Annotated in this window: 10 protein-coding genes, 2 tRNA genes and 2 pseudogenes; 4 read left to right on the top strand and 10 right to left on the bottom strand. The window is 70.0% G+C overall.

The genetic code is table 11. The features are described from left to right. Positions 1-194 precede the first annotated feature (194 nt). A complete protein-coding gene (locus IEY55_RS27175) occupies positions 195-1,364 on the bottom strand; it encodes a thiolase family protein (protein ID WP_189061413.1) in 1,170 nt (389 codons plus the stop codon). 75 nt (positions 1,365-1,439) lie between these two features. Here IEY55_RS27175 and IEY55_RS27170 point away from each other — a divergent pair, with 75 nt between their 5' ends. The 3 genes and pseudogenes from IEY55_RS27170 to IEY55_RS33110 form a co-directional block, all read left to right on the top strand. After that, a complete protein-coding gene (locus IEY55_RS27170; protein WP_189061412.1) occupies positions 1,440-1,868 on the top strand; it encodes a PH domain-containing protein in 429 nt (142 codons plus the stop codon). Positions 1,869-1,968: 100 nt separating this feature from the next. Beyond that, positions 1,969-2,142, top strand: a complete 174-nt coding sequence (locus IEY55_RS27165) for a hypothetical protein (RefSeq protein WP_189061411.1) — start codon at positions 1,969-1,971, stop codon at positions 2,140-2,142. 72 nt (positions 2,143-2,214) lie between these two features. Beyond that, positions 2,215-2,577 (top strand): annotated as a pseudogene (locus IEY55_RS33110) (class I SAM-dependent methyltransferase); the annotation flags it as partial. A gap of 372 nt (positions 2,578-2,949) precedes the next feature. Here the strand turns inward: IEY55_RS33110 and IEY55_RS27155 are convergent. Together IEY55_RS27155 and IEY55_RS27150 are read right to left on the bottom strand one after the other, a co-directional pair. Next, the gene (locus IEY55_RS27155; protein WP_189061410.1) at positions 2,950-3,825 is read right to left on the bottom strand and encodes a rhomboid family intramembrane serine protease; all 876 of its coding nucleotides are present in this window, start codon (positions 3,823-3,825) and stop codon (positions 2,950-2,952) included. A gap of 10 nt (positions 3,826-3,835) precedes the next feature. Then, the gene (locus tag IEY55_RS27150) at positions 3,836-4,399 is read right to left on the bottom strand and encodes a peptidylprolyl isomerase (protein WP_189061409.1); all 564 of its coding nucleotides are present in this window, start codon (positions 4,397-4,399) and stop codon (positions 3,836-3,838) included. 143 nt (positions 4,400-4,542) lie between these two features. Between IEY55_RS27150 and IEY55_RS27145 the strand changes: the two genes are divergently transcribed. After that, entirely contained in the window at positions 4,543-5,157 is a 615-nt protein-coding gene (locus IEY55_RS27145; RefSeq protein WP_189061408.1) for a hypothetical protein, read from the top strand. A 279-nt stretch (positions 5,158-5,436) separates the two neighbouring features. Here IEY55_RS27145 and IEY55_RS27140 read toward each other — a convergent pair whose 3' ends face one another. The 7 genes and pseudogenes from IEY55_RS27140 to gyrB form a co-directional block, all read right to left on the bottom strand. Next, positions 5,437-5,991: a DUF2020 domain-containing protein gene (locus IEY55_RS27140; RefSeq protein ID WP_189061407.1), complete on the bottom strand. Its 555-nt coding sequence runs from the start codon at positions 5,989-5,991 to the stop codon at positions 5,437-5,439. Between the two features lie 634 nt (positions 5,992-6,625). Then, positions 6,626-6,698 (bottom strand) — tRNA-Ala (locus IEY55_RS27135). 38 nt (positions 6,699-6,736) lie between these two features. Then, positions 6,737-6,853: pseudogene (locus tag IEY55_RS32315) on the bottom strand (DLW-39 family protein); the annotation flags it as partial. A gap of 180 nt (positions 6,854-7,033) precedes the next feature. Beyond that, a tRNA-Ile gene (locus IEY55_RS27130) sits at positions 7,034-7,107 on the bottom strand. Between the two features lie 154 nt (positions 7,108-7,261). Then, positions 7,262-7,963: a DUF3566 domain-containing protein gene (locus IEY55_RS27125; protein ID WP_308424789.1), complete on the bottom strand. Its 702-nt coding sequence runs from the start codon at positions 7,961-7,963 to the stop codon at positions 7,262-7,264. Between the two features lie 254 nt (positions 7,964-8,217). Further along, a complete protein-coding gene (gene gyrA, locus IEY55_RS27120) occupies positions 8,218-10,707 on the bottom strand; it encodes a DNA gyrase subunit A (RefSeq protein ID WP_189061405.1) in 2,490 nt (829 codons plus the stop codon). A 167-nt stretch (positions 10,708-10,874) separates the two neighbouring features. Continuing rightward, positions 10,875-12,830 (bottom strand): DNA topoisomerase (ATP-hydrolyzing) subunit B, encoded by a 1,956-nt coding sequence (gene gyrB, locus IEY55_RS27115; RefSeq protein ID WP_229686797.1) that lies wholly within the window; start codon positions 12,828-12,830, stop codon positions 10,875-10,877. Positions 12,831-12,909 lie beyond the last annotated feature (79 nt).

Here is a 12,909-nt window from a genome sequence, read left to right as displayed (position 1 = left end):
TGGCTCGGTTCTTCCACAGCCAAGCCGCAGTTATCCACCGTTCTGTCCACAGAGCCTGTGGACAACTCGGTGACGGCCTGTGCGCTCCGGGTCCCTGTCCGCCCCGCGGATCTCTGGACGGTGATCCAGGTGTACCGAAGGCACCGTTGAGAGATCAATGATCTGGACCAAGCCACACCCGGACGTGTCACCCGTCACACCAACTCGAACAGGGTCGCGTTGGCCATGCCGCCGCCCTCGCACATGGTCTGCAGGCCGTAGCGGATCCCCTCGCGCCGCATGTGGTGCACCAGTGTCGTGGTCAGCCGGGCGCCCGAGGCACCGAGCGGGTGGCCGAGCGCGATGGCACCGCCGAGCGGGTTGAGCCGGTCCGGGTCCGCGCCGGTCTCGGCCAGCCAGGCCAGCGGCACCGACGCGAACGCCTCATTGACCTCGAAGGCGCCGATTTCGGCGATGTCCACGCCGGCGCGGCGGAGCAGGCGGGCGGTCGCCGGGATGGGTGCGGTGAGCATGACGACCGGGTCGTCGCCGGCGACCGCGGTGGCGGCCACCCGCACGATCGGCGTGAGCCCGAGCTGGCCGGCCCGCTCCGGGGTGGTGACCAGTAGGGCGGCCGCACCGTCGGAGATCTGTGAGGAGTTGCCGGCGGTGATGACGCCGTCCGGACGGAAGGCGGGCCTGAGGCCGGCCATCGCCTCCGGCGTGGAGTCGCGGCGCACGCCCTCGTCCGTGGTGAACGTGCCGCCACCGGGCAGCGCGACCGGCACGATCTCGTCGGCGAAGCGGCCGGAGTCCTGGGCCCGGGCGGCCCTGGCGTGCGAGGCCAGCGAGAACTCGTCCAGCCGGGATCGGGACAGGCCCCACTTGGCGGCGATCAGCTCGGCGCCCAGGCCCTGGTTGAACGTACCGCCGGTGGCAACGAGTGACTCGGCGTAACGCGCCGTCGCCGCGGGCCCGAACGGCTCACCCGGGCCGTTGACGAAGTTCGCACCCATCGGCACCCGGGTCATGGCCTCCGCCCCGCCGGCCACGACGACGTCGGCCTGGCCGGACACCACCGCGGCGGCGGCCTGGTGCAGGGCCTGCTGCGAGGAACCGCACTGGCGGTCCACGGTCACCGCGGGCACGCTCTCCGGCCAGCCGGCGGCGAGCACGACCTGGCGCCCCACACAGAACGCCTGTTCTCCCACCTGGGTGACGCAGCCCCAGTGCACGTCGTCGACGAGGGCGGGGTCGACACCGGTCCGCTCGACCAGGCCCCGCAGGGCGGCGGCGCCGAGGTCCACGGCGTGCACCTCGGAGAGCCCACCCCTGCGTCGCCCGACCGGTGTGCGGACCGCGGCGCAGATGACCGCCTGACGCATGGTTACTCCTCAGTAGCCGCCTGTGCCGGCGATGTTACTCGCGTTCCGGGCGGCCGAGGCGGGATGCTGGAGCACGTGACGACCCGAACCTGGTCCCCGGCCGCCGGCCTGGTCGCGGTGGTCTGGGTGCTCCTCGCCGGTGCGGCGCTGTGGCTGGTGTTCACCGGCGACCCGGCCGGCCGGCTGCTCGCCGGGGTGGCGGTGGTCGCGCTGGCGCTGCTGGCCATCCAGGGCACCCTCGGCCGGCCGCGCCTCACCGCGGACCCGGACGGGATCGCCATCCGGTCCCTGTTCGGCCCGCGGCGCTACCCGTGGTCCCGGGTTGACCGGGTCCGTGTGGTGCGGGGCCGCCGGCTCGGCCGGGAGCTACCGGTGCTGGAGATCGACGTGACCGAGGAGGACGGCGGCGAGCATCTGCTCGTGCTCACCCGGCTCGACCTCGGCACCGAACCGGACGACGTCGCGGACGAGCTCACCGAGATCCGTCAGGAAAGCGGGAGCTGACCAATCGGCGAGGTTCGGTCTGCTCCGCCGACCGACCGGCGCGCCCAGAAGGGCCGCGACCACCAGGTCTGACGCATCGTCTTGACGAAGGAGCGGGTACGTGACCGAAAGCCAGCCCATCGCCAATTCCTACAACGACAGCAACCCGTTATTCCGCTTTCTCTGCCACCTCAGCTGGGGCGACCTGCTCAACAACGGCTACTTCACCTGGCCGACGCTGCCCGCGCTCGTCGGAGGGTTGGGCTGGTTCCAGCGCCGGCTGGTAGGCCGGTAGCTGGCGCTGCTGGACGCCCGCCCGGGACACCGCGTCCTCGACGCCTGCTGCGGACGTGGGCTGGCCACGGCGATGCTGGGCGTGAAGGGATGTCCAAGCCTGGGGCTGGATATCCAACCCGAGCAGATCACCGAGGCGCACCGCAGGTTTGGCGACCGGCCGAACACCCGTTTCGCGGTCGCCGACGTCACCGCACTACCGGCCCGGGCGGCCGGCGTCGACCTCGCCGACGGTTCGTTCGACCGCGTCCACTGTCTGGAAGCGGCATTCCACTTCGGCCCGCGGGGGCGACGCGCGTTCCTGGCGGAGAGTTACCGTCTCCTGCGACCCGGCGGCCGCCTCGTCCTGGTCGACGTTACCTGGCCCACCGACGACCCCAGCACCATCGACGCCGTCGACCCCGAGGGTGCTGTCCGGTCCACCTGGTGTTTCCAGGAGTTCGAACCCCTGGACCGCTATCTCGCCCATGCCGCCGAGACAGGCTTCACCGTCCACTCGGTCCAGGACTGGACCCGGCCGGTGCTCCGCCTCCACACGAGGGTGGCACGCCTGTTCGCGTGCCAGCTCGCCACCAGGACAGGCCGCCGGGCCCTGTGCCTGCGCTGGCCAGGCCTACGCGAGTTGAGCCAGGTCGACTGGACGGCCCTCGCCACATCCCTACCGGCCCACATCGGGGTGTTCGGCCGCGTCTGCCGCTATACGGCGCTGGTCCTGGACCGCCGGCCACCGCCGGAGCCGACACCGACCAACGACAGCCGACCGCGTGTCGCCGCTGGCGGATCACGGGCTGCCCCGCGCACGCCCCGATCAGTAGTAGGCGAGGATCCCTACGGATATCAGCACCGCCAGGACAACAGCCACCCCCGCGACGGTCGCCACCTGGAAGGGAGCCCGGTTCCGAGCCGGCGCGTAGACCATGCCGGCGGTCACGGCGGCGCCGGCGACCAGGCCGCCGAGGTGGCCGAGCATCGAGATCCCGGGCAGGAAGCTGATCACCAGGTTGATGCCGAGCACCATCAGGATCGGCCGTAGGTCCAGCCGGAGCCGGAACGCCGCCACGGCGATGCCGCCCAACAGCCCGAAGACCGCGCCGGAGGCACCGGCCACCGGCCCCAGCGGTTCCCCGAACAGCAGCACCGCGGTGGAGCCGCTGAGGAGGGAGAGCACGTAGACGAGGCTGAACCGGAGCCGGCCGAGGATGATCTCCATGTCCCGGCCGAGGATCCACAGCGCGAACATGTTCAACGCGACGTGGAACGGTCCGATGTGCAGGAACCCGCTGGTGATCATCCGCCACCAGTCCCCGGCAGCAACGCCCACCGGGTACATGGCCCACTGCCGGAACAGCTCGGCCTGGTAGTTGACCGCGAAGCCACCGCCCTGGATCGCGGTGATGACGAAGATCGCCAGGTTCACCGCAATGAGTACCGGTACCACGATCGGCTTGGTGCGCAACTCGGCGCCGGCCACGGTGCGTGGCCGGCGCACGGTGCGGCGGCCGTCGGACACGCAGTCGACGCACTGGTAGCCGACGGCCGCCTCGCGCAGGCATTCGGGGCACGCCGGCCGGTCGCAGCGGGTGCAGCGGAGCGCGGTCGTCCGGTCCGGGTGCCGGGGGCACGGCTGTGCCGCCGGCGGGTGGTTGCCCGCCGGCTCCTGGGCGGGGCCGGGTGGGACCGTCACGCTGGTCGCGTCAGCCCTGGACGCGCTCGATCGTGACCTTCTCGATCACGATGTCGTTCACCGGGCGGTCGCCGGGGCCGGTGGTGGCGCGGGCGATCGCGTCCACGACGTCCCGGGACTCCTGGTCGGCGACCTCGCCGAAGATGGTGTGCTTGAAGTTCAGCCAGTTCGTGGCCGTCACGGTGATGAAGAACTGCGAGCCGTTGGTGTTGGGCCCGGCGTTCGCCATCGCCAACAGGTAGGGCTTGTCGAACTGCAGGCTCGGGTGGAACTCGTCGCCGAACTGGTACCCGGGGCCGCCGCGACCGGTGCCGGTCGGGTCGCCGCCCTGAACCATGAAGCCGTCGATGACCCGGTGGAAGATCGACCCGTCGTAGAACGGGCCGGACGCCCCACCCTTGGCGTTCGGCTGGTGGTACTCCTTGTTGCCCTCGGCGAGGCCAACGAAGTTGGCCACCGTCCTGGGCGCCTGGTCGGGGAACAGGTTCAGCCGGATCTCCCCCTGCGTGGTGTGCAGGGTGGCGGTGACCTTCATCCCCACCAGCGACTCGTTGCTCTCTGCCACGACCGCCATCGTGCCATCCACGGCGGGATCACGGGGACGGGGGCACGATGGACCCCGATCGTCACGCACCGAGGGGCGCCGAGCGGGCGCGCCCCGGGGTTGGTGGCCGACGCGACCGGCTACCCGGGGAACACAGCCGAGGAGGCAGGACGATGGATGAGGTGAGGGTGTTGACCCGAGCCGGGGAACGGATCGGACACGCCGTCGGGACCGGGGTCCACCAGGCCAGGCTGTCGGCGGCGCAGGTGGGACGCCGCAGCTACGACGTGTCCCGCCGGATGGCGGCCCAGGCCGCCACGCGGACACGGGAGCGCCTGGCCGAGGGCAACCGGTCCGGGGACGTGGCACGGCAGGTCGTGGCCGGCAAGCAGCTCAAGGTCACGAGCGCGGACGCCCGCAGGGCGTACGAGCGGCAGCGCAAGCGGATCATGCGGCAGATGAAGGACCAGAGGAAGCGGCTCGCCGAGCTGCAGCAGGACCTGAGCCGTGCCGCCGAGGCAGCAGACGTCAGGGGCCGGAAGGTACGCCGCCAGCTGGCCCGGCAGAGCCGGCGGATGCGTCGGGACGTGCGCCGGGCCCTGCGGCCGCGTGCCCGCCGCCGTTGGCCCTGGGTGCTCGCGCTGCTGGTGGCCGCGGGCGCCGCAGTCGCCGCGGTGCTGGCCCAGCGCCCACAGGAGACCGAGCTCGACGAACAGCCGGAGGTGGAGGTGCCCTACAGCAGGGACGGCCAGCTCCGCGATTCCGAGGAGCCGACCTCCGTACCGTGACCCGCTCAGGATGTGCCACCGCGGCTCCAGCCGGCAGGCCGCCGCGGGTGCGCGCGCCTGGGACGGCTCCTGTCGCCGGGCAATCCGGACCGGTCGGTCCGTGAAGGGCTGACTCGTTGGGTGCCGGCGACGCGCGCCCGAGGCCCCGGTGTACCGAAGGCAGGTACACCGGGGCCTCGCCATCCGAGCTTGGCCATCCGAGCTTGGCCACCCGGCGCCTACCAGAGCACCGAGTCTGTGCAACTCAGCCGCGGTGTGACCAGCCAATGACCGGGTGGCTCACAGACCGAGCTTCGCGATCACCTTCTGCGCGATCCGCTGTGCCTTGAAGGTCGTCTCCTGGTTCGACGTGATCACGACGGCCTTGCCGTCCTTGGCCACGGCGAAGACCGAGCCGTTCGAGGTCGGCATGCGGCCGCCCTTCCAGCCACCGGTCAGTTCGGCCTTCGACGACTCCGAGACCGGCGCCGCCTGGTCGACCAGCTCCCTGGCAACGCCCGGGTCGCCCACATAGACGCGGGAGCGCAGCTGCTCCTTGCCGTCGAGCCCGGTGAAGAAGCAGGTCGGGTGCGGCTTGTCCGCAGATACCTTCACGGTGCCGACCTTCTGCCCGTTCGCCTCAGCCACGAACTTGGTCTCCAGGTACGGGCACGGCCCGTCGCGCTCCGGCTTCGGCTCGGCGGGCAGCTCCACCGCGGTCGCCGCCGCGGTGTCCGGCGGCGTGGGCCGCTCACCGGGAGAGGCCACCGGCTGCTCACCTCCGCACGCCGCGAGGAGAGCACCGGCGGCGAGTACCGCGGCCGGAAGCAGGGCACGGGTCGAGGGACGGGTCATGGCTCGCCTGATCCCCTTCGTGGATCGCTCAACCTGGTCAGGTCGCCCCGGGGACGACCCAATGTCTCCGACTTCCCCCTGTTCCCCCAGGTAGGCACCCCCGCCCTCCCTTGGGGGGCGAGCCCCGCGCTCAGCCTATCGGGCTAGGCCCGGTGGACAAATCGGCGGTCCACAGGCCCGACGACTTATCCACAGGAAGGAAATCCCGAGTTGACAGCCAGCGATCCACGGCCGCCCACGTGAAGAAGTCGAGGCGGCCCAGCGGATTCCGTCCTCGCAGGCCGTCCTGGCGACCCGGTCTCCAGCTACTCGTCCCCAGCGGGCTCAGGACTGATGGCGGCGCGCCCACAACGACAAAGGCACTCCCAGACCCGCTGGAAGTGCCTCGATCACGCAAGGCGTCGGAAGCCGATCCGGCGTCCGCTGCCCCACCCGGCCTTGCCGTGGTGACCGCAACCAGTCAGGGTTACCACGGTGGGGGTCCGGGGGCTTGCCACACCCAGCCGCGTCTCGACAACAGTGACCACGCTAGGTCGGGAGAAGCACGCACCGTGGGGGTACGGGGCTCGGCACCCAACGTCATCGACGAGCGACGTGGTCCGCGCTCTCCGCGGACACACCTCCCTTGAGCGAGTGGAGACGAGGGGAATCGAACCCCTAACCCCCGCCTTGCAAAGGCGGTGCTCTGCCAATTGAGCTACGTCCCCCGGTGAGCGGGAGAGGTCCGCTCGTGGTCGGCTCAGCCCTCGGTCGGCGCGGTCGCCTCACGCCAGAGGTCGGCCTCGGCCTTGGCGGAACGGCTACGCCGAACCAGCAGCAGGACCGCGGCAGCCACGGCGGCAAGAGCGAGCAGCTTCTTCACGTCCGGTCGCCTCCTCAGCGGCGCGAGAGCCGGGATAACCCCCACTGCTCCACACTAGGCGGAGCTGATGGGGGTCCGGGGGCTTGCCCCCGGGTAGGGTCTGGGGGCTTCGCCCCCAGTGTGATGACGATCGCGATGAAGGCTCGTTCGCAACGAGCACACCTCATCGAATCGCGATCGTGGGCCTAGCTGGACTTGAACCAGCGACCTCTTCGTTATCAGCGAAGCGCTCTAACCGTCTGAGCTATAGGCCCGTGATCCGTCAGTGAGGTTACCCGACGGCCCCCGGCGTCCCCAAATCGGGGTGCGTGCCTCCCACGGCCGGTCCAAGCGGGGCCACCACCCGTCGAACGGGTGTGTCCCGGGTGCCGCGAGCGGCACCCGGGACACACCCGCCAGGTGAGCTTCTCACTCCCGCTCGGACAGGGTGACCTCCACCCCGCCGACCAGGTCGGCGGAGACGTTGTAGACGAACGCCGCCACGGTGGCCAGCGCGGTGAACAGGACGATGTTGACCGCACCGATGATCGCGGTCACCCCGAACACGCGGCCGGCGCTGATCAGCGGCTCGGCACCCTGGCCGTCGGAGGTCTGCACGAGGTCGCCGTAGGCACCGTTCACGCTCTCCCAGACGCCCATGCCGTTGAGCACGCCGTACAGCACCCCGACGGCGACCATCCAGACGAAGAACAACGCCACGGACAGCACCAGCGCCAGCTTCAGCACCGACCACGGGTCGACCCGCTTCACCTGCAGGCTCGCCCGCCGCGGCCCGCGGCCGGGCCGGCGCGAGCCCGACCCACTGGCCTGCCCGGTGCCCTGGCTCGGCCGGCCCAGGGTGGCGTTGATCCCGCCGAGCTGCACCGTCGTGCGGCCGGTGGAACCACCCGCCTGCCCGGCGGCGGCCCCGGCCGGCTCGGCGAGTGGCGAGCCCAGGCCCGGGGTGGGGCCGGCCGGCGGCTGCCCCAGGCCCATCGGCTGCTGCTCGGTCGGCTGGCTGGTCACGGTGACCCGTTGCCACGGGGGTGTCCCGGCCGACTCCACCGCATCGTCGGCCGGTACGCCCGCCGACCCCACCGGCTGTTGCTCCGGCGGCTCCGGTTGCGTCACCTGCTCCGTCGGCGCCTCGGCCGGTGCGGCCTGCTCCGGGCGCGGCACCGGCTGCTTGACGGTCGGTTGGTCGGCCACCGCGGGCCGAGCCCCCACCTCCCCGTCCCCTTCCGGGCCCGCCTGCTCGTCGGGCTGTGCCGGGTGCGTGATCACCGAGGTCTTCTCGGCGTCACCGGAGGGACGCTTCGGGTCCTGCGGAGAAGTCATGCGCGGTCCTTTGCCGACGGTCGTCTGTCAGTGGACGTGTCTGACGGCTATTTGTTGCCCTCGGCGTCGGGGTCCGACGCCTCGTCGGCGTTGCGGGCGACGGCGAGCAGGGTGGCGCCGTCACCAAGGTTCATCAGGCGCACCCCCTTGGTCTGGCGGCCCGCCTTCCGAACCTCACCGGCGTTGGTACGGATGACCCCGCCCGCCGAGGTAATGGCGTACAGCTCGTCGTCCTCGTCGACGATGAGCGCTCCCACCAGCCTGCCACGACGACGGTCATGTTGAATGGTCAGCACGCCCTTACCGCCCCGTCCCTGGACCGGGTAATCCTCGATCGGGGTGCGCTTCGCATAGCCCCCGTCCGTGGCGACCAGCACGAACCGGCCCTCGCGGACCACGCCCATGGCCAGCAGCTCGTCCCCGGTGTTGAACCGCATGCCCAACACGCCGGAGGTGGCGCGGCCCATCGGGCGCAACGCCTCGTCCGTCGCATGGAACCTGATCGACTGGCCCTCGGCCGAGACCAGCAGCAGGTCGTCGTCGGCGGAGCAGAGCACCGCGCCGACGAGCTCGTCGTCGTCCCGCAGGTTGATGCCGACGATGCCACCCGACCGGTTGGAGTCGAAGTCGAACAGCTTGGACTTCTTCACGTAGCCGCCCTGCGTGGCGAGCACCAGGTACGGCGCGGCGTCGTAGTCCTTGATGTGGATGACCTGCGCGATCTGTTCGTCCGGCTGGAACGCGAGCAGGTTGGCCACGTGCTGCCCGCGGGCGTTGCGGCTGGCCTCGGGTAGTTCGTATGCCTTGGCGCGGTAGACCCGACCCTTGTTGGTGAAGAACAGGATCCAGTCGTGCGTGGAGCACACGAAGAAGTGCGCCACGATGTCGTCCTGCTTGAGCTGTGCACCTTGGACGCCCTTGCCGCCACGCTTCTGCGCCCGGTACAGGTCGGTCTTGGTGCGCTTGGCATAGCCCGTGCGGGTGATGGTGACGACGACGTCCTCGACGGCGATGAGGTCCTCCATGGACACCTCGCCCTCGAACGGCACGATCCGGGTGCGCCGGTCGTCGCCGTACTTGTCCACGATCGCCATCAGCTCGTCGCGGATGATGACGCGCTGCCGCTCCGGCTTGGCCAGGATGTCCTGCAGGTCGGCGATGGTCTTCTCGATCTCGGCCAGCTCGTCGACGATCTTCTGCCGCTCCAGGGCGGCCAGCCGGCGCAGCTGCATCTCGAGGATGGCGTTGGCCTGTGTCTCGTCGACGTCCAGCAGCTCGATCAGGCCGGTGCGGGCCTCGTCGACCGTGGGCGAGCGACGGATCAACGCGATCACGGCGTCGAGCTGGTCGAGCGCCTTGACCAGGCCGCGCAGGATGTGGGCCCGTTCCTCGGCCTTGCGCAGCCGGTATCGGGTGCGCCGGACGATGACCTCGATCTGGTGCTTGACGTAGTGCCGCACGACCTGGTCGAGCCGCAGCGTGCGTGGCACGCCGTCGACCAGGGCCAGCATGTTCACGCCGAAGGAGTGCTGCAGCTGGGTGTGCTTGTAGAGGTTGTTCAGCACGACCTTGGCTACCGCGTCCCGCTTCAGCGTGATCACGATGCGCATGCCGGAACGCTTGTTGGTCTCGTCGGCGACGTCGGAGATGCCGGTGAGCTTGCCGTCCCGGACCAGGGCGGCGATGTTCTCGATGAGGTTGTCCGGGTTGACCTGGTAGGGCAACTCGGTGACGACGAGGATGGTGCGCCCCTTGGCGTCCTCCTCGATGTCGATCACCGAGCGCATCCGGATCGAGCCGCGGCCGGTGCGGTACGCCTCCTGAATGCCCGAGGTGCCCAGGATGAGGCCCTTGGTCGGGAAGTCCGGACCCTTGATCCGCCGCATCAGCTCGGCGAGGGTGGTCTCCTCGTCCACGTCCGGGTTCTCCAGCGCCCAGACCACGCCGTCGGCGACCTCGCGCAGATTGTGCGGCGGGATGTTGGTCGCCATCCCGACCGCGATGCCGCCACCGCCGTTGACCAGCAGGTTCGGGATTCGGGACGGCAGGACGTCCGGCTCCTGGGTCTTCCCGTCGTAGTTCGTCGAGAAGTCGACGGTGTCCTCTTCGATGTCGGCCAGCATGTGCATGGCCAACGGCGTGAGCCGGCACTCGGTGTAGCGCATGGCGGCTGCCGGGTCGTTGCCGGGGGAGCCGAAGTTGCCCTGGCCGTCGACCAGCGTGTAGCGCATCGACCAGGTCTGGGCGAGCCGTACGAGGGTGTCGTAGATCGACGAGTCACCGTGCGGGTGGTAGTTGGCCATCACGTCGCCGACGACGCGCGAGCACTTCACGTAGCTGCGGTCCGGGCGCAGGCCGGTGTCGTACATCGAGTACAGAACCCGGCGGTGCACGGGCTTGAGGCCGTCGCGCACGTCCGGCAGCGCCCGCGACACGATCACGCTCATCGCGTAATTGATGTAGGAGTTCTGCATCTCCTGCTGGATGTCGACCGGGCGGACGCCATCGCTGCTGCCCGGTGGCAGGGTTTCGGTCACGACTGGGAATTCCTTTCGAGCGGAGGGGGCGTCAGCGCCCGCTTCCTGAACCACCGCGACGGGGACTGCAGTGCCTGGGGTCCGACCGCCCGGTCCCGTTGCTGACCGGGCTCCTCTCCGACGGACTCACGGCCGCGATCTCCTCGCCGCTCCAACATGGACGGATGTCACACGTCCAGGAACCGCACGCCCTTGGCATTACGGGTGATGAACGAGCGGCGCGCCTCGACGTCCTCGCCCATCAGCACGCTGAACAGCTCGTCGGCCGTGGCCGCGTCGTCCAGGCTGACCTGGAGCAGGATGCGGTTGGCCGGGTCCATGGTGGTCTCCCACAGCTCGTCGGCGTTCATCTCGCCCAGACCCTTGTACCGCTGGATGCCGTCGTCCTTGGGCAGCCTCCTGCCGGCCTCGGTGCCCTGCTGGATCAGGCCGTCCCGTTCCCGGTCGGTGTAGGCGAACTCCGGCTCGGAGCGGATCCACTTGAGCTTGTACAGCGGCGGCTGGGCCAGGTAGACGTGCCCGTGCTCGATGAGCGGCCGCATGAAGCGGAACAGCAGGGTCAGCAGCAGGGTGCGGATGTGCTGGCCGTCGACGTCGGCGTCGGCCATCAGCACGATCTTGTGGTACCGCAGCTTGCTGAGGTCGAACTCGTCGTGGATGCCGGTGCCCAGCGCGGTGATGAGGCTCTGCACCTCGTTGTTCTTCAGCACCCGGTCCAGCCGGGCCTTCTCCACGTTGATGATCTTGCCGCGGATCGGGAGGATCGCCTGGAAGTAGGAGTCGCGGCCCTCCTTGGCGGAGCCGCCCGCCGAGTCACCCTCGACGATGTAGAGCTCGCACTCGTCCGGCTTGGTGGAGCGGCAGTCCTTGAGCTTGCCGGGCAGACCGCCGATCTCCAGCGCGCTCTTGCGCCGCACCAGCTCCTTGGCCTTGCGTGCCGCGATGCGCGCCTGCGCCGAGGACACCGCCTTGGTGACGATGGCCTTGGCCTCGGTGGGATTGCGCTCGAACCAGTCGGCCAGCCACTCGTTGCAGGTCTTCTGCACGAACGACTTGGCCTCGGTGTTGCCGAGCTTGGTCTTGGTCTGGCCCTCGAACTGCGGCTCGGCGATCTTGATGGAGACGATCGCGGCCAGGCCCTCGCGGACGTCGTCGCCGGTGAGGTTGGCGTCCTTGTCCTTGAGCAGCTTCTTGTCGCGCGCGTACTCGTTGACCACCCGGGTCAGCGCAGCGCGGAAGCCCTCCTCGTGGGTGCCGCCCTCGTGGGTGTTGATGGTGTTGGCGAAGGTGTAGACCGACTCGCTGTAGCCGCTGTTCCACTGCATCGCCACCTCGACCTCGAGGCCGTCGCCCTTGGCGTCGAAGGAGATGACCTTCTTGTGGATGGCGTCGCGGGTGGCGTTGATGTGCTGGACGAAGTCCTCCAACCCGCCCGGGTAGTGGTAGACGCGCTCGCGGACCAGCCCGGTCTCGGCGTCCTCGTCCTCGCTGACCCGCTCGTCGCGCATGACGATGCTCAGGCCCTTGTTGAGGAACGCCATCTCCTGCAGCCGGCGGGCGACCGTCTCGGCGTTGAAGGTGGTGGTCTCGAAGATGTCCGGGTCCGGCCAGAACGTGACGATGGTGCCGGTCCGGTAGGTGACCTCACCCTTCTGCAGCGGTTGCGCCGGCTTGGAGTGCTCGTAGCGCTGCCGCCACACGTAGCCGTCCCGGTGGATCTCCACCTCCAGCACGGTGGCGAGGGCGTTCACCACGGAGACACCGACGCCGTGCAGGCCGCCGGAGACCGCGTAGGACTTGCCGTCGAACTTGCCGCCGGCGTGCAGGGTGGTGAGCACGACCTCGACCGCCGGCCGGTTCTCCACCGGGTGCAGGTCGACCGGGATTCCCCGGCCGTCGTCGTACACCTGCACACCACCGTCGGCGAGCAGGGTGACCTCCACCGTGTTCGCGTGCCCGGCCATCGCCTCGTCGACGGCGTTGTCCACGACCTCCCACACCAGGTGGTGCAGACCCCGCTCGCCAGTCGAGCCGATGTACATACCGGGCCGCTTGCGGACCGCCTCGAGTCCCTCGAGGACGGTGATGGAAGACGCGCTGTAGTCGTTCTTCTTGGCTGCCACGGGCCTCGGTGTCTCCTCGTACAGGGGCATGTTCAGCGGGCGGGGCGCCGACGCGCCGGCGTCGCCGTGCGGCGACGAG

The organism is Longimycelium tulufanense (assembly GCF_014645795.1).
Classification (GTDB): Bacteria; Actinomycetota; Actinomycetes; order Mycobacteriales; family Pseudonocardiaceae; genus Longimycelium; species Longimycelium tulufanense.
The sequence above is the reverse complement of the archived record's forward strand: the minus strand, read 5'-3'. Positions and strand labels throughout refer to the sequence as shown.

Coding starts and splice junctions, on each gene's coding strand:
- IEY55_RS27145 (WP_189061408.1), top strand. CDS start 4,543: ATGGATGAGGTGAGGGTGTTGACCCGAGCCGGGGAACGGATCGGACAC.
- IEY55_RS27175 (WP_189061413.1), bottom strand. CDS start 1,364: ATGCGTCAGGCGGTCATCTGCGCCGCGGTCCGCACACCGGTCGGGCGA.
- IEY55_RS27150 (WP_189061409.1), bottom strand. CDS start 4,399: ATGGCGGTCGTGGCAGAGAGCAACGAGTCGCTGGTGGGGATGAAGGTC.
- IEY55_RS27140 (WP_189061407.1), bottom strand. CDS start 5,991: ATGACCCGTCCCTCGACCCGTGCCCTGCTTCCGGCCGCGGTACTCGCC.